The following is a 19,848-nucleotide window of genomic DNA, read 5'->3' as shown; positions in this document are numbered from 1 at the left end:
GCCTTCGGTGGGCCAAATCGGCCCACCGGGTTCGTTGCGGCGCTCGCCCGATATCCCGTATCGCGCGTCGCGGCCCACGCCTGCCCGGATGAACCGATTTGGACCATCGAATCGATTCCCTATAACCATGAACCGCTCTAGCCGGCAAAGCCGGTCACGAACAGGCGCAACCGCGCCGCCGTGGCGGCCAATTCGCCGAGGTCGGCGACCAGCGTCGCGCCGGCCTCGGCCGCGATGCCGGCAAGCCGCGCGGCGGCCGCGGCCTCAACCGTCCCGGCGCCGATGGTCGGCAGGTCGATGCGCGTCTCCTGGCCCTGCTTCGGCGCCTTGACGAGAACGCCGGAAGGTCGGCTCACCCGGTCGGCGCGCAATTCGGCGCAGCGCTCGAGCATGGCGTCGGTGCCCTCGGCCGCCTCCACCGCGATGACCCGGCCGCGGTCGACGACCACGCCCTGGCCGATGTCGAAGGGCGCCAGCGCCGCCAGCACGCGCCGTCCAAGGGCGATATCCTCAAGATCCCGCCGGCTCGGCTTGCGGCCGCCGACGGTGACCCGGTCGAGAATGAGGCCGGGGGCGATCTCGTCCGGGCCGACGACGCGCACCCCGCCGCGCTCTTCGAGGAAGGCGATCATGCTCGTCAGCAAATGGTTGTCGCCGCCGATCATCATCGCCAGGATGCGCGGCAGGTTCATCATGCCGCCGAGGTCAAAACGGATGTTCTTGACCTCCGGGCGCCGGACATGGCCGGTAATGACGAGTTCCCCGCAGCCATGCTTGGCGAGCAGCTTGAACAGCCGTCCGACCTCGCCGATACGCAGCCATTCGTGGGGAAAACGCTCGACCTCGGGACCGGCCTGGCCGCGCAGCGCCAGGGCGACGAAATCGCGGCCTGCCGCGGCCGCCGCGGCGGCCACCGCGAGCGGCACCTTTCCGCCGCCGCATAGAATCGCGAGCCGGTCACGCGTCTTGCCTGCCCGATCGGATGGCGCCGTCCGGCCTGTACCTGGCGATGACACGTCTAGCCCTCGGCGGAGCGGCGCGGCGGGCAGAGATTGCGTTGCGAAGGGGCACGCACGAAGGCGACGATTTCCTGAACCGGCGCGCTGTCGGCGAACGTCGACGCCACCTGCTCCAAACGGTCGGCAAACGAGCCCACCTCGGCGAACAGTATATTGTAGGCCTTGCGCATGGTGTGGATCTCCTCGCGGGAAAATCCGCGCCGCTTCAGCCCGATGACATTGAGGCCGCCGAGCCGCGCCCGATCGCCGACGACCATGCCGTAGGGAATGACGTCGTTCACCACCCCGCTCACCCCGCCGATGATGGCGCAGCGGCCGACCCGGCACATCTGGTGCACCGCCGCCAGACCGCCGATGATGACATGGTCGCCGACGGTGCAATGGCCGCCGATGGTGGCGTTGTTGGCGAACACGACGTGATCGCCGACGACGCAATCATGGGCCACGTGGGAGGCGATCATATACATCGAATCGGAACCGACCCGGGTCACCCGCTCCTCCGGCTCGGTGCCCGGGTTCATGGTCACATGCTCGCGGATGATGTTGCGCTCGCCGATCACGAGCCGGTTCTTCTCGCCGCCATATTTGAAATGCTGCGGCGGATGCCCCAGCGAGGCGAACGGGTAGATCTGGCAGTCGGCGCCGATGCTGGTGGCGCCGGCCACCACGACGTGGGAATGCAGCACGCAATTATCGCCGATGCGCACCTCCGGGCCGATGACACAATAGGGGCCGATGCGCACGCCAACGCCGATCTCGGCGCCTCGCTCGACGACGGCGGTGGGGTGGATTTCGGACATGGAGGAGCGTTCAAGCATCGGCGATCATCGCGGTCAACTCGGCTTCCGCAACCCGTTCATTGTCGACGAGCGCATGGCATTCGAACTTCCATACCGTGCCTCGGTTGCGGAGCTTCCTGACGTGGTATTCGAGCCGGTCGCCAGGATGCACCGGCTTGCGGAAGTGGGTCTTGTCGATGGACATGAAATAGACGAGCTTGGCCGCGGCGCGGCTGCCGAGATGAATGACGCACATGGCGCCGGCCGTCTGCGCCATACCCTCGATGATCAGCACGCCGGGCATGATCGGCCGATTCGGGAAATGCCCTTGGAAGTGGGGTTCGTTCACCGTCACGTTCTTGATCCCGATACAGGATTCATCGCCCCTGATGTCAATGATCCGATCGACCAGGAGAAACGGATATCGGTGTGGCAGGAGCTCCAATATCCGCATGATGTCGACGGCTTCGAGTTGGTCCTGTTTGGTCTCGTTCATCCGGCTCTTGCCCTCGGCCTTTCCGGCGACCGCACCCTTTCCGCCGCTCAGTCGGCGTCGGTTTGACCCTTGCCCGTCGCGCGGGCCTCGCCGAGCTTCTTTAGCGCCGTCATCTCGCGGAACCACGCCCGGATCGGCTTGGCCGGCGTGCCGCCCCAGCGGGCGCCCGCAGGAACATCGCCGCGCACGCGGCTGGAAGCCGCGATCTGCGCGCCCGCGCCGATCTTGACGTGCCCCACGATTCCGACCTGGCCGCCGAGCGCGACGAAATCGCCCAACTCGACGCTGCCCGAAATGCCGGTCTGGCCGACGATGACGCAATGGCGGCCGACGATCACGTTATGGCCGATCTGGACCTGATTGTCGATCTTTGTGCCCTCCCCGATCACCGTGTCGCGATTGCCGCCGCGGTCGATGCAGGTGCCAGCACCGATCTCCACGTCGTCCTGGACGATCACGCGGCCTATCTGCGGCACTTTCGTATGTCCTTTTGCGCCCAGAACGAAGCCGAAGCCGTCCTGGCCGATGCGCACGCCAGGATGGACGATGACCCGATTGCCGATCAGCGCGTGCAGGATGCTTGCGCCCGCGCCGATGTCGCAGTTGCGGCCGATGCGGACATTCTGGCCGACGATGGCGCCGGCGGCGACGCGCGTGCCCGAGCCGATCTCGGCGTTGGCGCCGACGACCGCCGCGGGCTCTACATGCACGCCGGCCTCGAGCCGCGCGGTGGCATGGACATGGGCGCCGTCGACACGCCCGTCCTCGCCGAAAACCGACAGCGGGCGCATCGCGTCCGGATAGAATCGGCCGGCCATCGCGGCGAACGCCCGATAGGGATCCGGCGTCACCAGGACGACGAGGCCCTGCGGGGCGCGGCTTGAGAATTTCGCCGCCACCAGGCAGGCGCCGGCCTTGGTCCGGGTGAACGCATCGACATAGGCCGGATTGTCCAGGAATGCCAGATCGCGGGGGCCGGCGGTCTGCAGCGGCGCGATATCGGAAAGCTCGCGCGCGCCATCGCCGCCGCCGGCGATCTCGGCGCCCGTCCATTCGGCGATCTCGGCCGCCCGGAACGGTCCTTTTCGTTCAAAAAAAATGGGTTCGCTCATAGGCTGCTCGTCACGGCACCGGCATCGGCCGTCGCCGAAACGGACCGTCGATGCCCAAGGACGCGCGACTCGACCGCCGGCTCAGAATCGCGCGCCGCCGCCGAAGCGGAACGATTGTTCATCGTCGAAGGACTGGCTCGTCAGAACATGAGCGAAGTCGGCACGCAACGGACCGAAGGGCGAATTCCACAGGACGCTGAAGCCAACCGATGAGCGGATGGAGCTGGAATCGAGCACCGTGATGGTGCCGGGCTGGCTACCGGGGGTCACAGGATCTACATCGGGGTAGATATTCCCTTTCGTATCGGTGCCGAAGACTGTTCCGGCGTCGGCGAACAACGCGCCCTTGAAGCCAAGTTCCTCGGGAATGCCGAAGATCGGGAACTGAACCTCCGCCGAGGCGGCAACATAGGTTGTTCCGCCCAACGCGTCGCCGTTGTAACCTGGAGTTGCGTCGCGGGGGCCGAGGCCGGCGCGAGCGAAGCCGCGTATCGTTTCGCCGCCCTTGAAGAAGGCGTCGGCGATCCGCACGTCGTCGCCGATGCCGAATATGTGCCCGCCCTCGACCCGGAAGACGCCGACAAAGTCCTCATAGATCTTTTGATAGAGCCGCGCTTCGGCCGTGGTGCGCAGATATTGCACGTCGCCGCCGACGCCCGCGAGATCCTGCGACAAGATCATGTAAAGACCGTCGGTCGGGTTCTGCTTGTTGTCGACCGTATCGAAGCGCAGCGAATAGCCGACCAGCGAGGCGATCGATTTGCCGGCCTCGGCCAGGACCGCCGGAGATGCGGTAACCGGTATGTCGGTGATCTCTTCCTGCGACAGCTGATAGCGGGTCGTCAGCGACAGGTCCGGAGTCAACGGGAAGCCGAACCGGACCCCGCCGCCGCGTTGCTGGCTCTTATAGGAAGATTCGGAGGTCAGATCGATCTCGCGCGAGAACAGGTCGATGCCCGCCGCTACGCGCCGTTCCATGAAGTAAGGCTCGGTGAACGAGAAATCGATGTCCCTGCGCTTGCCGCTGACGCTGACCGCCAGACGGACGAACTGACCGCGGCCGAGCAGATTTCGCTCCGATATGCTGACGTCGCCGAGGATGCCGTCCGCGGTCGAATAGCCGACGCCCACGCTGAGCTGGCCGGTCGGCTGCTCTTCAACGTCGACGGCGACGACGACGCGGTCCGGCGCGCTGCCCGGCTCGCGCGTGATCTTGACGGTCTTGAAGAAACCGAGCCCGTTCAGCCGCCGTTCGGCGCGATCGATCAGCACCCGGTTATATGCGTCGCCCTCCACCAGGTCGAATTCGCGGCGAACCACCCTGTCTTCGGTGCGCGTATTGCCGCGGATATCGATTCGCTCGATATAGACGCGCGGCCCCTCGTTGATGACGAAGGTGAGCGCCACGGAGTGGGTAACCGGGTCGCGCTCTCCGCGCGGGCTCACTTGGGCGAAGGCATATCCGAGCTTTGAAACCTCGACGGTCAAATCCTCGAGCGTCCGGTCGATCAGCTCAAGATTGTAGACGTCGCCCTCATAGGTGTGCACGACGCCGCGCAGCAGTTCCGGATCGATGGCGCGGACGTTGGATTCAATATGGATCGCGCCGAAGGCATAGAGCGGACCCTCCTCGACGGTGATGATGATGAAGAAGGCGTTGCGTTCTTGGTCGAGGTCGGCGACGGCGGAGATGATCCTGAAATCGGCGTAGCCGTTGCGCAGATAGTGGCGACGCAACAGTTCCTGATCGGCGGCGAGACGGTCCGGATCGTAAATGTCGTTGGAGCGCAGGAAGCTCAGAAACCCAGTCTCCCCGGTGGTGACCACCTTGCGCAGGTCCGAATCGGTGAACGCCTTGTTGCCGATGAAGGTGATGCGCGACACGCCGGTCTTGTCGCCCTCGGTGATCTCGAAGACGAGATCGACGCGGTTCTGCGGCAAATTGATGATCTTCGGCTCGACGCGGGCGGCGAATCGACCGCTGCGGCGATACAGGGTGAGGATGCGCTGGAGGTCGTTTTGCACCTTGGTGCGGGTCAGGACGGACCGGGCGCGCAGCTCGACCTCGGCCCCCAGGACCGCGTCGGTCAGCTTCTTGTTGCCCTCGAAGGCGACCCTGTTGATGATCGGGTTCTCGACCACGGTGACGATCAAAGTCGTGCGTTCGAGCGTGATCTTGACGTCCTCGAACAGGCCGGTGGCGAACAGCGCCTTGAACGACAGGTCGACCTTGTAGGCGTCGTAGCGCTCGCCCTTGCCGATGCTCAGATAACCGATGACGGTCTGCGATTCGACGCGGCGGTTGCCGCGCACGTCGATCTGGGTGATCACCGGACCGGTTTGCGCATAAGCGGTATTCGCCGGGTAAGTTACGCTTACGACCGCGCCCCCGAGGCCTGCAATCGACAACATCAGAGCCGTCAGCAGCCCCCCGAAAACACGCATGAAGTCCCACATGCAGCCGCGTTTCCCTCTGCCTTGATTCCCCCAGGGACTAAGGCAACTCACTAGCCCCGGATCGTGGCTTTCTCATGTCGGTTTTACAGGCTTTTTGCTCCCTTGCAAACAGCCAAATCGCAACCAACTCAATCCTTTCTTATAAAAAGCGAAGGTGGACGAGATCGTTCCAGGTGGCGAAGATCATCAATGTCAAAACGATCGCCAATCCGATCCTGAATCCGAACTCCTGCGCCCGCTCGCTCAGCGGCCGGCCGCGGGTCGCCTCGATGGCATAATAGAGCAGATGCCCGCCATCCAGCATCGGGATCGGAAACAGGTTGATAAGGCCGATGCTGATCGATAATACCGCCGACAGGTTGACCAGCGCCAGCAGGCCGAGCGTGGCAACCTGGCCGGACACCTGGGCGATTCGCAGCGGACCGCCGAGCTGGCCGGCGTCCTGGCGCCCGACGATGACCTCGTAGAGATAGCCGAGCGAGCGCGAGGTGACGTACCAAGTCTCCTTGACCGCCAGCCAGAAGGCGGCCGGAACGCTGAAGCGCTGGCGCTGGAGGTTCTCACCGGCCACGGACCGTGAAATGCCGAGCAGGCCGACGCGCTGGGTATTGCCGAACCGGTCGGAGATTTCCTTCAGCCGCGGCGTCGCGGTCAGTGTTATCTCGTAGTCGTCGCGTTGCACCACGATCGTCAGGCTGCGGGCGGCGGCGCCCGAGACGATGCGCTGCATGTCGGCGAAGGTCTTGATCGGCTTTCCGTCGATCGACTTGACCAGATCGCCAGGCAGGAAGCCCGCCTCTTCCGCCGCGCTGTCCGGCGCAACCACGTCGACGCGCGGATCGGTGACTTCGCGGCCGAAGACCGAAAACACGATGGTGAAAATGGCGATGGCGAGGATGAAATTGGCGATCGGTCCGGCGGCGACCACGGCGGCGCGACTGCCCACCGGCTTGAGATGGAAGCTGCCGACCCGTTCCTGGGCGCTCATTTTCCTCGCCTCGCGATGCGGGGCGGCGCTGGTGACGTCCTCGTCGTCGAGGAATTTCACATAGCCGCCGAGCGGGATCCACGACAGCCGCCAGCGGGTCCCCTTGGCATCGGTCCAGCCGGCGATTTCCGGCCCGAAGCCGACCGAGAAGATTTTCACCGCCACCCCGCACCAGCGCGCCACCACGAAGTGGCCGAGCTCGTGAAAAAAGACGACGACGGTGAGCACGAACAGGAACGGCAGCAGGTAGCCGATCAGCGTGTCGCCGGCCCAGGCAAGATTTGCGAAGAGGTCCATTGTTTCAGTTACTTCCAACTATCGCCCGGAACCGCCTGCGGGTCCGCGCTCCGGGCACCATTGTTTCAGGCGCTGGCCCGCGTCGCAACCCGCTTCGCCGCGGCCTCGCGCGCCTTGGCGTCGATCTCCAACACCTCTTGCAGCGTGCCGGCCCGTGCTCCGGACATGCGGCCGAGCTCGGCCTCCATCACCGCCTCGACCACCGCCGGGATGTCGAGAAAACCGATAGCGCCGCGAAGAAACGCCTCGACCGCGACCTCGTTGGCGGCGTTCAGGACGGTCGCGGCCGCCGGTCCCTCGCTCAACGCCGCGCGGGTGAGCCGCAGGGCGGGAAAGCGTTCCTCGTCGGGCGCCTCGAAGGTCAGTCTGCCCAACGCCACCAAGTCGAGGCGGCTTGCGGCTGCGGCCATGCGCCGCGGCCAGGCGAGGCTGACGGCGATCGGCGTGCGCATGTCGGGCGCGCCGAGCTGGGCCAGCATCGAACCGTCGGTGAACTCGACAAGGCCGTGCACCACCGACTCGGGATGCACGAGAATGTCGATCTGGCGGCCTTCCAGCCCGAACAGATGGTGCGCCTCGATAAGCTCCAGGCCCTTGTTCATCATGGTCGCCGAATCGATCGTCACCTTGGCGCCCATGTCCCAATTCGGATGCCGCAGCGCCTGTTTCGGCGTTACCGCGGCCATGCGCTCCCGCTCCCAGGTGCGGAACGGCCCTCCGGAGGCCGTCAGGATGATGCGCTCCAGCGCCGGAGCCGGCTTGTCCGCGAGAATCTGAAAGATGGCGTTGTGCTCCGAATCGACGGGGATGATCGCGGCCCCCGCGCGGCGCGCCTCGGCCATGAAGCAGGTGCCGGCCGACACCAGGCATTCCTTGTTGGCAAGCGCCACGTCGATCCCCTGGCGCACCGCGGCCAGCGTCGGCTCGAGGCCGGCGACGCCGACGATGGCCGCCATCAGCCAGTCAACCGGGCGCAGCGCCGCCTCGATCACCGCGGCGCGGCCGGCGCCGGTCTCGATGCCGCTGCCGGCAAGGCGCTCCTTGAGCTCCGGTCCGGCCCGCTCCTCGGCGACGACCGCGAACCGGGCGCCGAGCGCGCGCGCCTGCTCGGCGAGCAATGCGGCATTGGCGTTGGCGACCAGCGCCTCGACGGCGAACCTGCCGGGGTTGGCGGCCAGAATCTCGACCGTGTTGCGGCCGATCGAGCCCGTGGCGCCGAGGACGCTGACTTTGCGCCGGGTCTCGCCGGGCTTCATGTCTTCCGCCGAACAAGGCGCGATTTGGTTCACCTTGCTGTCCTCACCAATGCAACAGTCCCGAGCCCGCCAGATCCGGTCCGGCCCGCAGCATGCCGAAGCCGACGGCGGCGAGCGCTGCGGCAATCAGGCCGTCGACCCGGTCCATCAAGCCGCCATGGCCGGGAATGAGTTTACCAGAATCCTTCACGCCGAAGTGCCGCTTGAGGCCGGATTCGAACAAATCCCCGGCTTGGGCGACGATCGAGACGGCAATGCCGACCAATATGAGCGCAGCCAAGGAGGCTCCAGCAATCAACCGGGCGGCGACGGCGCCGACAAGCGCCGCGGCGATGAGGCCGCCGGCAAAACCGGCCCAGGTCTTGTGGGGCGAGACCCGCGGCGACAGCCTCGGCCCGCCCAGGAGCCGGCCGCAGGCAAAGGCGGCACTGTCCGTCGCCCAGACGGTCGCAAACAGCCACAGCGTCGCCGCCAGACCATATTCGGGGTCGGCCCTGAGCACAAGCAGCGCCGTCGCCGGCAGGCCGGCATAAAACACTCCGAGCCCGAACCACCCCCACAGTCGCCGCCCCAGCGCCGCCATGGGCAGCGCCGCCGCCGCCACGAAAGCAAGCGCGATCAAAGGCCTGCCCGAAAGCGCCAGATAGGCGAGCACGCCCGTCGCGACAAGGATCAGCGCCTGGAGCCAACGGCTTGCGCGGTGGCCGCAAATCATCAGCCACTCGTCGACCACGATGGCGGCCGAAACCGCGATCAGGGCGGCATAGACCCATGACCCGGCCCAGGCAGCGGCCATGGCGATCGGCGCGAGCACCAGCGCCGTTACAAGCCGCAGCGAGAGGTCCGTGGACACGGTGTCTGGTTCTGAGTCGGCCGGCACGATGAACACCCCCCCGACCCGCCACCCGCCGGCTGCCGTCAGCCGCGGGATTTGGCGGTGACGCCGCCGAAACGGCGTTCGCGGCGATGATATTCGTCGATGGCCTGTTGCAGCGTCTCGCCGGTGAAATCCGGCCATAGCGCGTCGACGAAAATCAACTCCGTATAGGCGCATTGCCACAGCATGAAGTTGGAAAGCCGCTGCTCGCCGCTGGTCCGCACCAGGAGATCCGGCTCCGGGACGCCGGCGGTGTCGAGATGGGCATCGAGGAAGGCGGGGGTGATCTCGTCCGGGCGCACCGCGCCGCTCAGCACCTCGTCGGCGATCCGGCGCATGGCGCGCGCGATCTCGTCCTTCGAGCCATAGTTGAAGGCGACGATCAGGGTCATGCCGCGATTGTCGCGGGTCAGAGCTTCGGAGTCTTCGATGAGCTTGCGCAGATCGGGGCCGAGATTGTCGCGGGCGCCGATCACCCGCACACGCACGCCCGCCTCGTGCAGTTCGGCCAAATCCTGGCGGATGAACCGCTTGATTAGCCCCATCAGCTCGCGCACCTCTTCAGCCGGCCGCGACCAGTTCTCGCTGGAGAAGGCATAAAGCGACAGATATTCGATGCCGAGCGGTTGGGCGGCGCGCACGATCCGCCGCACCGCCTCGACGCCGCGGCGATGGCCTTGGCTGCGACTCAATCCCCTCCCCAGCGCCCAGCGCCCATTGCCGTCCATGATGATGGCAACATGACGCGGCGCCCGCTGCGGCAGGGCGTCGGAATGCTGCTCGTCGGCCAGCTCAGGCCGCCGCACAGCGTCGCTCAAGCTCTCGTAACCTGCGGCCATGGAGTACCGGTGTCCTATACTTGCTTGATCTCCGCCTCTTTGGCGGTCAGCGTTTCGTCGATGGTCTTGATCGTTCGGTCGGTCAGCTGCTGCACCTCGTCCGCCCAGGCGCGATGCTCGTCCTGGCTCATATGCGCGTCCGTTTCAAGTCGTTTGAGGTGCTCCATGCCGTCGCGACGGACATTGCGGGCGGCGATGCGCGCCTGCTCGGCATATTTGTGCGCAACCTTTACGATTTCTTGACGGCGCTCCTCGTTGAGCTCGGGAATGGGGATCCGCATGCTCTGCCCTTCGACCACCGGATTCAGGCCGAGATCGGACTCGCGAATGGCGCGCTCGACGGCGGCAACCTGGGAGCGGTCCCAGACCTGCACCGAAATGAGCCGCGCCTCGGGCACCGAGATCGTCGCCATCTGGTTCAGCGGCATGTGCGCGCCATAGGCCTCGACCGGCAGATGCTCAACCAGGCCGGCGGAAGCGCGGCCGGTCCGCAAGCCGGCGAGCTCGGATTTCAGGGCGCTGACGGCGCCGTTCATGCGGCGTTCCAGGTCCTTGATATCGAACTCATCAGTCTGCATGGGTCCGTTCCCGCTGTTAGCGTCTGCGCATCGCCGCCATGGCCCGGCATGAATTGCCGGCGCGCATTACGGCGTGACCACGGTGCACCGGCCCTGCCCTTTCAGAACCGAAGCGAATGACCCGGCCGTTTGGATCGAGAAGACAATTATCGGTATCTGGTTGTCGCGGGCAAGAGCGATCGCCGTTGCGTCCATGACCTCGAGCCTCTTGGCCAGCGCCTCGTCATAGCTCACCCTATCATAGCGTTGTGCCTTGGGGTCGGTCTTCGGGTCGGCGCTGTAGACGCCGTCGACCTGCGTCCCCTTCAATATCGCGTCGCTGCCCATCTCGGCGGCGCGCAGCACGGATGCGGTGTCGGTGGTGAAGAACGGGTTGCCGGTGCCGCCGGCGAAGACGACGACGCGGCCCTTGCGCAAATGCTCAAGCGCGCGCGGCCGGCTGAAGGTCTCGCACACCGAGGCCACGGCGATCGCCGACATTGCCCGCGCCGCCATGCCGAGGCGCTCCAGCATGTCGCGCACGGCCAGCGCGTTGATGATCGTGGCCAGCATGCCCATCTGGTCGGCATCGGCGCGATCCATGCCGTCGGCGGCGCCGGCAAGGCCGCGAAAAATGTTGCCGCCGCCGACAACGAGCGCGATCTCGGCGCCGGCCTCGACGCCAGCGGCGATGTCGCGGCAGATGCGCTCGAGCGTCGGCGGATGCAGGCCGTGGCTCTGCGGCCCCATCAGGGCTTCACCGGAGACTTTCAGTACAACGCGGCGGTAGGTCAGAGCCATATCGGGTAGCGCCCCTGACGGCGTGCTCCGGACCGCTCGTGCCGGCGCGCCGGAGACGGGATTAGTCAGCGATTCGGGGCGACCCGGCAAGCGCCCCCACCAGAGATCAGATTGGCGACGACGACGCCGCGACCTCGGCGGCAAAGTCCTCGTCCTTCTTGTCGACCCCCTCGCCGAGCGCGAAGCGCACGTAGCCTTTGACCATGATCGGCGCGCCGACCTCCGTCTCGACCGCCTTGAGCGCCTCCTCGACGGTCTTTTCCGGGTCGATGACGAAGGCCTGGGAAAGAAGCACCGCCTCCTCGTAGAACTTGCGCAGGCGGCCTTCGACCATCTTTTCGATGATCGCATCCGGCTTGCCTGATTCGCGCGCCTGTTCGGCAAAGACCGCGCGCTCGCGCGCGACCACCGCCGGGTCGAGCTCGTCCGCGGTGATGGCGAGCGGGCTTGCGGCGGCGACATGCATGGCGATTTGCCGGCCGATCGCCTGCAGCTTGTTGGCGTCGCCCGTCGATTTCAGCGCCACCAGAACGCCGATCTTGCCCATTCCAGGCGCGGCCGCGCTGTGCACGTAGCTGGCGACGACGCCGTCGTCGACCGACAGCGCCGCGGTGCGCCGCAGCGTCATGTTCTCGCCGATGGAGCCGATCATCTCGGCGATCTGTTCGTTGACGGTGTTCGACGAGCCGTGAAAGGTCAGTTCGCCGAGCACGGCAAGGTCGCCATCGGCCTGCAATGCGAGATCGGCGATCTTGGCGACCATGTCCTGAAAAATCTCGTTGCGGGCGACGAAGTCGGTCTCCGAATTGACCTCGACGACGGCGCCTTTGGTGCGGTCGGTCGCCACCGCCACCAGCCCCTCCGCGGCAACGCGGCTGGCTTTCTTGGCGGCCTTGGCGAGGCCCTTGGTGCGCAGCCAGTCGACGGCCGCCTCCATGTCGCCGCCGGTCTCGCCGAGCGCCGTCTTGCAGTCCATCATGCCGGCGCCGGTCTTGTCGCGGAGTTGCTTGACTTGTGCCGCGGAAATCTTCGTCATGACAACCTCTTAAGCCTGCTCTTGAGCCTGAATTGCCGATCCGCGCCCGCGGCCGCGGGGGAGCCCCCCGCCGCCGGCGCCTAATCCGTGCCCTCGGCCAGCGCCTTGGCCTGCTCGATCCAATTGTCGCGCTCGATGCGGCCCTTGAAATTGAGCTCCTCGTCGATGCGCGTCACGTCCTCCGGCGTAAAGGCGGCGATCTGCCAATAATGGTAGATGCCGAGATCGTTGAGCTTCTGCTCGAGCACCGGGCCGACGCCGCCGATCTTCTTCAGATCGTCGGCTGCCCCGCGCGGCGACTCCAAGGATATGAACTTGTCCTCGCTGGTTACCGCTTCGACGGTGACGGCCTCGGAGACCTCGGTGATGGCGGGAACCTCCCCCTCGGCGAACTCGGCGGCGGCCTCCGGCGCCGGTTCCCCGGCCAGCGCCTCGACGACCGGCTCGATCGGCGGCTCGGCGGCCGCGCCGATATCCGCCCCGACCTCGCCCTGGGCGCGCGAAATGCCGTCGACGGCGGCCCGTGCGACCAGGTCGCAATAGAAGGTGATGGCGCGGCCGGCGTCGTCATTGCCGGGGATCGGATAGGTGATGTTGTCCGGCTCGCAATTGGAATCGAGGATCGCGGCGACGGGGATTCCGAGCCGCTGCGCCTCCTTGATGGCGATCTGCTCCTTGTTGGTGTCGATCACGAACAACAGATCGGGCGTGCCGCCCATGTCCTTGATGCCGCCGAGCGCGCGCTCCAGCTTGTCGCGCTCGCGGGTGAGCTGCAGGAGCTCCTTCTTGGTCAGGCCCTGGGTGCCGGCCTCCAGCGTCTCCTCGAGGTTGCGCAGCCGGGCGATCGAATGGGAGATCGTCTTCCAATTGGTCAGCGTGCCGCCGAGCCAGCGGTGATTGACGTAATATTGCGCCGAACGCTTGGCCGCGTCGGCGATGGGCTCGGAGGCCTGGCGCTTGGTGCCGACGAACAGGATCCGCCCGCCGGCGGCGACCGTGTCGCTCACCGTCTTCAGCGCCTGATGCATCAGCGGCACCGTCTGGGTCAGGTCGATGATGTGGATCTTGTTGCGTTCGCCGTAGATATACGGCGCCATTTTGGGGTTCCAGCGGTGGGTCTGGTGGCCGAAATGAACGCCAGCCTCCAAAAGCTGGCGCATATTGAACTCCGGCAGAGCCATGCAGCATTCCTTTTCCGGTTGGTCCGCCGCGGAAGAAGCCCGGAACGTTCGGCTTTCGCCGCGCCGGGCACCGGAGGGCCGCCGGCGGATGTCTCCCGCAGGCAGCGCCGATTTCCGCGTGTGTGATGGCGGGCCTTATAGCGGGCCGAAGCGGTTAAGACAAGCGGCGGCGAGGCGCGCTTCGCCTTCGGCCCGCGTTCAGGCGTCCAACGCTTCCTCGCGGCCGTCCCGGCGCGTCTTTGCCAACGCCTCGCCATATCCGCCGGCGACGCGCGCGACGGCCCAGTGGAACAGGAAGCCGTTGCGCCGGATGCCGGCTCTGAGGTGCCAGAAGAACGAAGGCAACGGCGGCCAGCCCAAGCCGAATTTCCGCGCGAAACGGTGCATCTTCTTGGACCAGACCAGGCGCCTTGCGAGACCCGCAAACCCATTGCGAAAGCGCGCGCGCCAGGGAGAAAACGGGCGTTCCTCGGCCAGGTAGCGCTCGAATTCGGCAAGCGTGCACGGCGACAGATAAGCTTCAAGGGGCGGCGCGCGCCGTCCGGCGCTGTCATAGCTCGGGGTCACCATCTGCTTGGCCGCGGCGAAGGCGTCGCGCGGAATGCCGGCCTGCTCGGCGATGCGCCGCGGCAGCGGCCGATCATAGTCGCCGCCGAGCGACCAAGGCCGCATTTCGGCCGAGCGCGACAGCGCGCCGATGCGCCCGGGCGCTCCCGCGCCGATGGCGGGCGCAGCGACGGAAAGCGCCGGCAGGCGCAGATTGAAGTTTACCCCGCTATAGCCGCCGGCATAGAACGGCGCCTTCGCGGGCGCATGGACGCCATGGTCCCGGTGCCAAATCGCATCGCCGCCGAAGCCGGTGACGATCAGCCGCCCCCTCAGCGCGGTCTCGGTGCCGGCCATGTAGACCTGCGGACCGCCATAGCCGGAGGCGATGAACTCGGCTTCCGGAAAATCCTCGCGGCCCTGATAGGCCAAGGTCTCGAACTCGGTTACCTTGAGGCCGAGCATCTTGCCGATATGCGCGCCGCTGTCGGAGGTGCCCGGCGGCGCGCCAACCGCCTGGCCATGGGTGAAGCCCTCGCCGCAACCCGCGTTAAGGGCGAGGACGGCGGCCGCCGTCGAGTCATAGCCGCGCGAGAGGGTCACGATGGGGCGATAGCGGACGCTGCGGCCGCGGTCGGCCGCGTTCGCGAACAGGAGCTTCAGCTCGGCAATCAGGGTCTCGCGATATCGGGCGAAGTCCTTGAATTCGCGGTCATAGTCGTGATCGAGCGGGGACACCGCAAGATTGCGGCCGATATGCACGGCCCGATAGTAAGGCTCGATTCGTCCGCGCGCGCACGGGATTGCGCGCCGGTAGCGCTCTGGCCCGAAGCGGTAGGTGATCAAGTCCTGATTGTAGTACGGATAGCCTCGCTTCAGCGCGGTGCCGGCAAGGGCGATCGCGGCCGGCAGGGCGTTGGAAACGGTCAGCTCGCCGGCACCGCGATGGATGAAGACGACGTCGCTGCCGGCGTTGCCGCAGAAGGCGACGATGCCGTCGGGCGTCATGAGTAGCCCGGTGCCGATGGAGGTCATGGCCGCGAGCGGCGAAGAGCCGGCGTAGGGACCGGACCAGGCGGCGGCAAGGACGCCTTCGCCGGATTCCTCCACGGCTTTGCCGCAATAGATCCGTCCCAGCCCGCGCCGGTCGATGCGCGCGCCCCACAGAAGCGGCGGCCAATCGGAGACGCGGACGAGGTGCGGCAAGCCTATCCTTGAGTAAGACCGGACACCGCGCCGTCCGCCGTTATGTGGCTCAGCACGGGCCCCTTGCTCAGCGTCGGCTTGCGGTAAGGCTTCAGGCCCTTCTCGGAAGGCCGCGCCGGCGGACGCTCGCGCTCTTCTGTCATCCCCCTGCCCCCAATCTTGCCGTCAATGCTCATGACCGGCGCCGTCCCGCGAACCTTCGACGCCAAGGCGCCGCGCGAGAGCGATCCGACGGGCTAGGTCACCAAGGTGTCCGTCATGGACCCGCCGCCCTCCGCCGTGATACGGCTCAGCACGGGTCCCTTGTTCAGCGTCGGCTTGCTATAGGGTTTCGGCGTCCTTTCGGCGGCCCCCGTCGCTTTTCGCTCGCCTTTCTTCGTCATTCCCCGTCTCCCAGAACTGTCGCTGCGTCCCATGGCCGGCGTCGCTTGTCGGTTGTTCGGCGAAGACCCGGCGATTCAAAGCCATCCGGCAGATTATTCCCCAGCGTCCGTGATACCGGACGCCAGGACCAGCGCCGTTATGCGGCTCAGCACGAGCCCTTTGCTCAAAGTCGGTTTGCTGTAATTTTTCAGCGTGTTTTCGGCGGCCGCCGTCGCGGTCCGCTCACTTCTGTCCGACATCCCCCATCTCCCCTGAGCGCCTGATATGGTCGTCATATCGGAATTTCCCGCATGAACCCCGGCCATTCGGGCTGAACCTAGCCATTTCGGCACCGCGTGACAATGCGGGACTGCTCGGATTCCAGCGGTTCCAACGGTTTTGATACGGTTTTTGACGGGGATGTGACAGATTTACGACATCTCCACGTCGATGACGCCCGGAAGCGTCCGCAGGACGCCCGCGAGACGATCAAACTTGCCTCGAGCCGCCTGAGATTGCGCGCTGATGCGTCTACGGCCTAACCATTTTGCTCGAAACCGGAGTTCATCCGGAAAATAGCGGATCAAAAGTCGGCGGGCATCAGTTCGTAAGACCCCTTGTGACCGCGCCCATAGACTTTGACCGCGGCTGAGTAAATCAAATCGCGGTTCAAATCGAAGGCCGTGAGAAGGCCAGCCTCGTCGAGCCGCATGTCGGGGTGAATTGCTTTCAACGCGTCTTCGTTCACAAAGAACGAAGCCTCCATTGCACTGTCGTGTCCCCAAAACCGAATCGCGCGCCGTGTCGCATCATAGGAGCGGCTTTGATTTGGAAAGTTAAGCGCCATGACCAGATTCCGTATGATCCCATCTCGCTCTAGCAGTCGCGGCCGAGCCGCTCGAAGTCAGCGAGTACGGCGGCGATCAGTGTCTGTCTGCGGGGGTCTTGCACGATCAGCGAAGTGGCAAAGAGGTTGAGAAGATAGCGCGCCTTCTCGGCGGCTTCGGGCCAATTCGCGGCCGGCGCCGCCACCAGGTGAGATTCCAATTCATCCTGGCGAAGGCGCAAGGCTCTTTCATTGGCCTCCACGTCCGCCAACAGTCGACGAAGATCGGTGGCCTTCTGAGCCGTCATCCCGCGATGCTGATCCAGTTCGATCGTTTTGTCGGTCATGATTGTGCGCCTTGTGCTCGGATCGGCTTTGGTTGCTCGAAAACGCAGGCCGCGCCGGCGGGCCGGATCGTTTGCGCCGGCACGAAGATCATGATCTAAGCCGCCGCGGGACGGGCCAGGGGATAGTCGGCGCTCTCGTACAAGCGACGAATTCCTGCCTTGTCGTATCGTTCCTCGTCGACTTCGAGATAGGCTCCGAGAAGAAACTCGGGCGCAAGCTCCTCGATGGCGAAACGAATGGCGTCCGCCGCCCGCGCGAACCGTCTGTATCCAAGCGGCTGTCGCCAGGATTTCCGGTTGCGGGTGGGAAACAACTCCGCCTCGGTGCCGTAGTCAAAGCCGGCCATGGTTTGGGTCCTCACTGCGGCAACGCGATTATGCTTGTGCGAATACCGACCGAGGCCGCAAAAAAGCGACCTCGATCTCGTCTGTGGACTCAGGTCAGATCTGGCGGCCCTTCAATAAGGCATCGACATCGCGCTGGGCTTGCCCCTTCTCGCTGCCGTACTTGGCCACGATCTGTGTCACAAGGTCGTCCCTGCCTTTGAGATCGGAAAGGTCCTGCTCGGAAAACTTATTCCACTTCACACCAATCTCCTTGAGGACGATCTGTTTCATCTCGGCCGTGGGGCTCGCGGGCTTTGCAGCGGCTGCGTTCACGTTCGAGGCCGCGTTCGAAGGAGTGTTTATCATGCAAGTACCTCCAAAATATTAATTAAATGTCTTTTGAATGGTCATCATTCAAACAACAATGTGAATGTAGGATAGGATGGCTGGAAAACAAGTCTTGCCAACAGAAATATTTAAGATCACAGGCACAGGATGATAATTAATCAGTGGACGGATGAAGCTGGACCGTGTAGGCTGACTGCAGCGTCGAAAAGAGTGAGTTTAGGCCCTAAGAAATTCGTGGACAATATACGGCGTCACAACACCTGCTGCGGGGTGTGTGGACGGGCCGTCAAGTGCGTTCATTCGCGGCTTGCCTTGCAAGGAACGTCGTAGCGTACTATTTGTGAGCCATCGACGGCCCAACAATCCTGCCGTTTCGCCTTCGCTGTACGCCAGGCACATGATCGGAATCCTCTCCCAACATCGACAAACCGGGCTTCAGGTGGCGCCAAGACGCGGCCCTGGCTCAAATGCACCTGCGCCAGTGAAAGGACATCTCCATGAACACCGGCACCGTAAAATTCTACAATAGTCAGAAGGGCTCCGGGTTCATCCAGCCGGACGATGGCGAGAAGGACCTGTTCGTCGATGCCATTGCGCTCGAGCGCGCGGGCATCGCCGGCCTGAGAGACGGCCAGAAAGCAAAGTCTGACACACAAAGCGATCCGCGCAGCGGCAAGGTTGCCGTCCGCGCGACCGAGACCACGTAGAACGCAAGCGGTCTGTGCAGCCCCGCTTCGCCACTAATAGAGCTGCCGCCCGCAAACCGGGCTGCGGCTTTTTTCAATTTCCGGCCTCTGGGCGTCTGGCGACACTCTTAAACCGGTGCGCGGGCTGCCCCAAAAAAGAAGGTCCAATTGATTGAATAACAAGCAAGAGCCCGTACCCACCGTTGCTGTCCCACCGGATGCGCGCGCCAGGACAAAGGTTCTCGCGTGCTACGGACGGCCCAGCGACGGTCGTGGCATCGTCGAGATCTTGATCACGGTCCTGCCGCTTGCGACGCTCTGGGTATCGATGTGGGCAACGCTCGATTTCAGCTATTGGCTCGCGCTGCCGCTCGCCCTGCCGGCGGCGGGGTTCCTGGTGCGGCTCTTCATGATCCAGCACGATTGCGGCCACGGCTCTTTCTTCCGTCATCGGCTGGCAAACGATTGGATCGGCCGCATCATCGGCGTAGTGACGCTCACACCTTACGGCTTGTGGCGGCGGACGCACGGCATGCACCACGCAAGCTCCGGGAATCTCGACCGCCGTGGTCACGGCGACGTCCACACCCTCACCGTCGCCGAATATCGCGCGCTCTCGACGTGGGGGCGGCTACGGTATCGTCTTTACCGACACCCACTGGTCATGTTCGGCATCGGCCCCGCCTATCTGTTCCTGCTGCAGCAGCGATTCCCGGCCGGACTGATGCGCAGCGGCTGGCAGCCCTGGGCGAGCGCGATGGGGACCAATTTCGCGATCGCCCTGGTCGTCTCCACGCTGGTCTGGCTCATCGGCATCAAAGCATTCCTGTTGGTGCATCTTCCGATCACGCTGCTCGCAGCGTCAGTCGGCGTGTGGTTGTTCTATGTGCAGCATCAATTCGAGCACACGACATGGGAATATGACGGCGAATGGAACTGGCACGAAGCTGCCTTTCACGGCAGCTCACACTACGACCTCCCCGCGCTCTTGCGCTGGTTCACGGCCAATATAGGCCTGCATCACGTGCATCACCTGTGTAGCCGGATCCCGTATTATCGGCTTCCGCGCGTCCTGCGCGACCATCCGGAACTCCGCGATGTCAGCCGGCTGACGCTGTCCGAGAGTTTTCGCTGCGCGCGCCTCGTGCTGTGGGACGAGAGGGCGCGCCGCTTGATGTCATTCCGCGAGGTTCGGCCGTCGGGCTAAAGCCCTTGTCTGTCGCGCGCCCTCGGGCCCGGAACGTCCTCATATGAACGATCGAGGCCGAATACGATGTCCGACACGGGTTAAGACCCGCCTAGAGCGGTTCATGGTTATAGGGGATCGATTCGATGGGCCAAATCGGTTCGTCCGGGTAGGCGCGGGCCGCGACGCGCGATACGGGATATCGGGCGAGCGCCGCAACGAACCCGGTGGGCCGATTTGGCCCACCGAAGGCCGGGTTCTTTTGCGCCGTGGCGGTGTTGCGGCTGTTGGCCGATGCACCGCATCGCCCGGCGAGCC

Annotated in this window: 23 protein-coding genes; 2 read left to right on the top strand and 21 right to left on the bottom strand. The window is 65.0% G+C overall.

Going from position 1 to position 19,848, the window contains the following annotated elements:
* Positions 1-137: 137 nt before the first annotated feature.
* The 20 genes from lpxI to Q8P46_17930 all read right to left on the bottom strand — a co-directional run bounded on the left by lpxI (position 138) and on the right by Q8P46_17930 (position 17,571).
* Positions 138-1,016 carry a UDP-2,3-diacylglucosamine diphosphatase LpxI gene (lpxI, locus tag Q8P46_18025; GenBank protein ID MDP2622043.1) on the bottom strand — a complete coding sequence of 293 codons (879 nt, stop codon included), beginning with the start codon at positions 1,014-1,016 and terminating at the stop codon, positions 138-140.
* A gap of 2 nt (positions 1,017-1,018) precedes the next feature.
* Positions 1,019-1,837, bottom strand: coding sequence for an acyl-ACP--UDP-N-acetylglucosamine O-acyltransferase (lpxA, locus tag Q8P46_18020; protein MDP2622042.1), 819 nt, complete (start codon positions 1,835-1,837; stop codon positions 1,019-1,021).
* Positions 1,830-2,294 carry a 3-hydroxyacyl-ACP dehydratase FabZ gene (fabZ, locus tag Q8P46_18015; protein MDP2622041.1) on the bottom strand — a complete coding sequence of 155 codons (465 nt, stop codon included), beginning with the start codon at positions 2,292-2,294 and terminating at the stop codon, positions 1,830-1,832. The genes lpxA and fabZ overlap by 8 nt, the downstream gene beginning before the upstream one ends.
* A 47-nt stretch (positions 2,295-2,341) precedes the next feature.
* The gene (gene lpxD, locus Q8P46_18010) at positions 2,342-3,406 is read right to left on the bottom strand and encodes a UDP-3-O-(3-hydroxymyristoyl)glucosamine N-acyltransferase (GenBank protein ID MDP2622040.1); all 1,065 of its coding nucleotides are present in this window, start codon (positions 3,404-3,406) and stop codon (positions 2,342-2,344) included.
* An 81-nt stretch (positions 3,407-3,487) separates the two neighbouring features.
* Positions 3,488-5,863 (bottom strand): outer membrane protein assembly factor BamA, encoded by a 2,376-nt coding sequence (gene bamA, locus Q8P46_18005; GenBank protein MDP2622039.1) that lies wholly within the window; start codon positions 5,861-5,863, stop codon positions 3,488-3,490.
* 139 nt (positions 5,864-6,002) lie between these two features.
* Positions 6,003-7,148: an RIP metalloprotease RseP gene (gene rseP / locus Q8P46_18000; GenBank protein MDP2622038.1), complete on the bottom strand. Its 1,146-nt coding sequence runs from the start codon at positions 7,146-7,148 to the stop codon at positions 6,003-6,005.
* 65 nt (positions 7,149-7,213) lie between these two features.
* The gene (dxr, locus tag Q8P46_17995; GenBank protein MDP2622037.1) at positions 7,214-8,404 is read right to left on the bottom strand and encodes a 1-deoxy-D-xylulose-5-phosphate reductoisomerase; all 1,191 of its coding nucleotides are present in this window, start codon (positions 8,402-8,404) and stop codon (positions 7,214-7,216) included.
* Positions 8,405-8,447: 43 nt separating this feature from the next.
* Complete coding sequence (locus tag Q8P46_17990; GenBank protein MDP2622036.1) at positions 8,448-9,257, bottom strand: phosphatidate cytidylyltransferase; 810 nt, start codon at positions 9,255-9,257, stop codon at positions 8,448-8,450.
* Positions 9,258-9,322: 65 nt separating this feature from the next.
* A complete protein-coding gene (locus Q8P46_17985; protein MDP2622035.1) occupies positions 9,323-10,120 on the bottom strand; it encodes an isoprenyl transferase in 798 nt (265 codons plus the stop codon).
* A gap of 14 nt (positions 10,121-10,134) precedes the next feature.
* Positions 10,135-10,698, bottom strand: coding sequence for a ribosome recycling factor (gene frr / locus Q8P46_17980; GenBank protein MDP2622034.1), 564 nt, complete (start codon positions 10,696-10,698; stop codon positions 10,135-10,137).
* Positions 10,699-10,764: 66 nt separating this feature from the next.
* Positions 10,765-11,478 carry a UMP kinase gene (pyrH, locus tag Q8P46_17975; GenBank protein MDP2622033.1) on the bottom strand — a complete coding sequence of 238 codons (714 nt, stop codon included), beginning with the start codon at positions 11,476-11,478 and terminating at the stop codon, positions 10,765-10,767.
* Between the two features lie 106 nt (positions 11,479-11,584).
* Positions 11,585-12,514 carry a translation elongation factor Ts gene (gene tsf, locus Q8P46_17970; GenBank protein MDP2622032.1) on the bottom strand — a complete coding sequence of 310 codons (930 nt, stop codon included), beginning with the start codon at positions 12,512-12,514 and terminating at the stop codon, positions 11,585-11,587.
* Positions 12,515-12,594: 80 nt separating this feature from the next.
* Positions 12,595-13,695 carry a 30S ribosomal protein S2 gene (locus Q8P46_17965; protein MDP2622031.1) on the bottom strand — a complete coding sequence of 367 codons (1,101 nt, stop codon included), beginning with the start codon at positions 13,693-13,695 and terminating at the stop codon, positions 12,595-12,597.
* A 198-nt stretch (positions 13,696-13,893) separates the two neighbouring features.
* On the bottom strand, positions 13,894-15,447 hold the full coding sequence (locus tag Q8P46_17960) for a hypothetical protein (protein MDP2622030.1): 1,554 nt from the start codon (positions 15,445-15,447) through the stop codon (positions 13,894-13,896).
* A gap of 236 nt (positions 15,448-15,683) precedes the next feature.
* Positions 15,684-15,830, bottom strand: coding sequence for a hypothetical protein (locus Q8P46_17955; protein MDP2622029.1), 147 nt, complete (start codon positions 15,828-15,830; stop codon positions 15,684-15,686).
* A gap of 93 nt (positions 15,831-15,923) precedes the next feature.
* Complete coding sequence (locus Q8P46_17950; GenBank protein ID MDP2622028.1) at positions 15,924-16,070, bottom strand: hypothetical protein; 147 nt, start codon at positions 16,068-16,070, stop codon at positions 15,924-15,926.
* Between the two features lie 323 nt (positions 16,071-16,393).
* Complete coding sequence (locus Q8P46_17945; protein ID MDP2622027.1) at positions 16,394-16,657, bottom strand: DUF1488 domain-containing protein; 264 nt, start codon at positions 16,655-16,657, stop codon at positions 16,394-16,396.
* Positions 16,658-16,686: 29 nt separating this feature from the next.
* Positions 16,687-16,983 carry a hypothetical protein gene (locus tag Q8P46_17940; protein MDP2622026.1) on the bottom strand — a complete coding sequence of 99 codons (297 nt, stop codon included), beginning with the start codon at positions 16,981-16,983 and terminating at the stop codon, positions 16,687-16,689.
* Positions 16,984-17,078: 95 nt separating this feature from the next.
* Positions 17,079-17,330 carry a hypothetical protein gene (locus tag Q8P46_17935; protein ID MDP2622025.1) on the bottom strand — a complete coding sequence of 84 codons (252 nt, stop codon included), beginning with the start codon at positions 17,328-17,330 and terminating at the stop codon, positions 17,079-17,081.
* Between the two features lie 94 nt (positions 17,331-17,424).
* Complete coding sequence (locus Q8P46_17930; protein MDP2622024.1) at positions 17,425-17,571, bottom strand: hypothetical protein; 147 nt, start codon at positions 17,569-17,571, stop codon at positions 17,425-17,427.
* A gap of 584 nt (positions 17,572-18,155) precedes the next feature.
* Here Q8P46_17930 and Q8P46_17925 point away from each other — a divergent pair.
* On the top strand, positions 18,156-18,365 hold the full coding sequence (locus tag Q8P46_17925) for a cold shock domain-containing protein (protein MDP2622023.1): 210 nt from the start codon (positions 18,156-18,158) through the stop codon (positions 18,363-18,365).
* Between the two features lie 151 nt (positions 18,366-18,516).
* Positions 18,517-19,551 carry a fatty acid desaturase gene (locus tag Q8P46_17920; protein ID MDP2622022.1) on the top strand — a complete coding sequence of 345 codons (1,035 nt, stop codon included), beginning with the start codon at positions 18,517-18,519 and terminating at the stop codon, positions 19,549-19,551.
* A gap of 91 nt (positions 19,552-19,642) precedes the next feature.
* Here the strand turns inward: Q8P46_17920 and Q8P46_17915 are convergent.
* Positions 19,643-19,848 (bottom strand): hypothetical protein (locus Q8P46_17915; protein ID MDP2622021.1); only part of this gene is annotated, 206 nt, incomplete at its 5' end.

The organism is Hyphomicrobiales bacterium (genome assembly GCA_030688605.1).
Taxonomy (GTDB): Bacteria; Pseudomonadota; Alphaproteobacteria; order Rhizobiales; family NORP267; genus JAUYJB01.
This window is presented reverse-complemented; position numbering and strand designations above follow the sequence as displayed.

Excerpts from the sequence above, each read along its gene's own strand:
- Q8P46_17935 (MDP2622025.1), bottom strand. The coding sequence starts at position 17,330 with ATGGCCGGCTTTGACTACGGCACCGAGGCGGAGTTGTTTCCCACCCGC.
- dxr (MDP2622037.1), bottom strand. The coding sequence starts at position 8,404 with ATGAAGCCCGGCGAGACCCGGCGCAAAGTCAGCGTCCTCGGCGCCACG.
- fabZ (MDP2622041.1), bottom strand. The coding sequence starts at position 2,294 with ATGAACGAGACCAAACAGGACCAACTCGAAGCCGTCGACATCATGCGG.
- frr (MDP2622034.1), bottom strand. The coding sequence starts at position 10,698 with ATGCAGACTGATGAGTTCGATATCAAGGACCTGGAACGCCGCATGAAC.
- Q8P46_17950 (MDP2622028.1), bottom strand. The coding sequence starts at position 16,070 with ATGTCGGACAGAAGTGAGCGGACCGCGACGGCGGCCGCCGAAAACACG.
- lpxA (MDP2622042.1), bottom strand. The coding sequence starts at position 1,837 with ATGCTTGAACGCTCCTCCATGTCCGAAATCCACCCCACCGCCGTCGTC.
- lpxD (MDP2622040.1), bottom strand. The coding sequence starts at position 3,406 with ATGAGCGAACCCATTTTTTTTGAACGAAAAGGACCGTTCCGGGCGGCC.
- Q8P46_17955 (MDP2622029.1), bottom strand. The coding sequence starts at position 15,830 with ATGACGAAGAAAGGCGAGCGAAAAGCGACGGGGGCCGCCGAAAGGACG.
- Q8P46_17925 (MDP2622023.1), top strand. The coding sequence starts at position 18,156 with ATGAACACCGGCACCGTAAAATTCTACAATAGTCAGAAGGGCTCCGGG.
- Q8P46_17965 (MDP2622031.1), bottom strand. The coding sequence starts at position 13,695 with ATGGCTCTGCCGGAGTTCAATATGCGCCAGCTTTTGGAGGCTGGCGTT.
- tsf (MDP2622032.1), bottom strand. The coding sequence starts at position 12,514 with ATGACGAAGATTTCCGCGGCACAAGTCAAGCAACTCCGCGACAAGACC.
- pyrH (MDP2622033.1), bottom strand. The coding sequence starts at position 11,478 with ATGGCTCTGACCTACCGCCGCGTTGTACTGAAAGTCTCCGGTGAAGCC.
- rseP (MDP2622038.1), bottom strand. The coding sequence starts at position 7,148 with ATGGACCTCTTCGCAAATCTTGCCTGGGCCGGCGACACGCTGATCGGC.
- bamA (MDP2622039.1), bottom strand. The coding sequence starts at position 5,863 with ATGTGGGACTTCATGCGTGTTTTCGGGGGGCTGCTGACGGCTCTGATG.
- Q8P46_17985 (MDP2622035.1), bottom strand. The coding sequence starts at position 10,120 with ATGGCCGCAGGTTACGAGAGCTTGAGCGACGCTGTGCGGCGGCCTGAG.
- Q8P46_17940 (MDP2622026.1), bottom strand. The coding sequence starts at position 16,983 with ATGACCGACAAAACGATCGAACTGGATCAGCATCGCGGGATGACGGCT.
- Q8P46_17945 (MDP2622027.1), bottom strand. The coding sequence starts at position 16,657 with ATGGCGCTTAACTTTCCAAATCAAAGCCGCTCCTATGATGCGACACGG.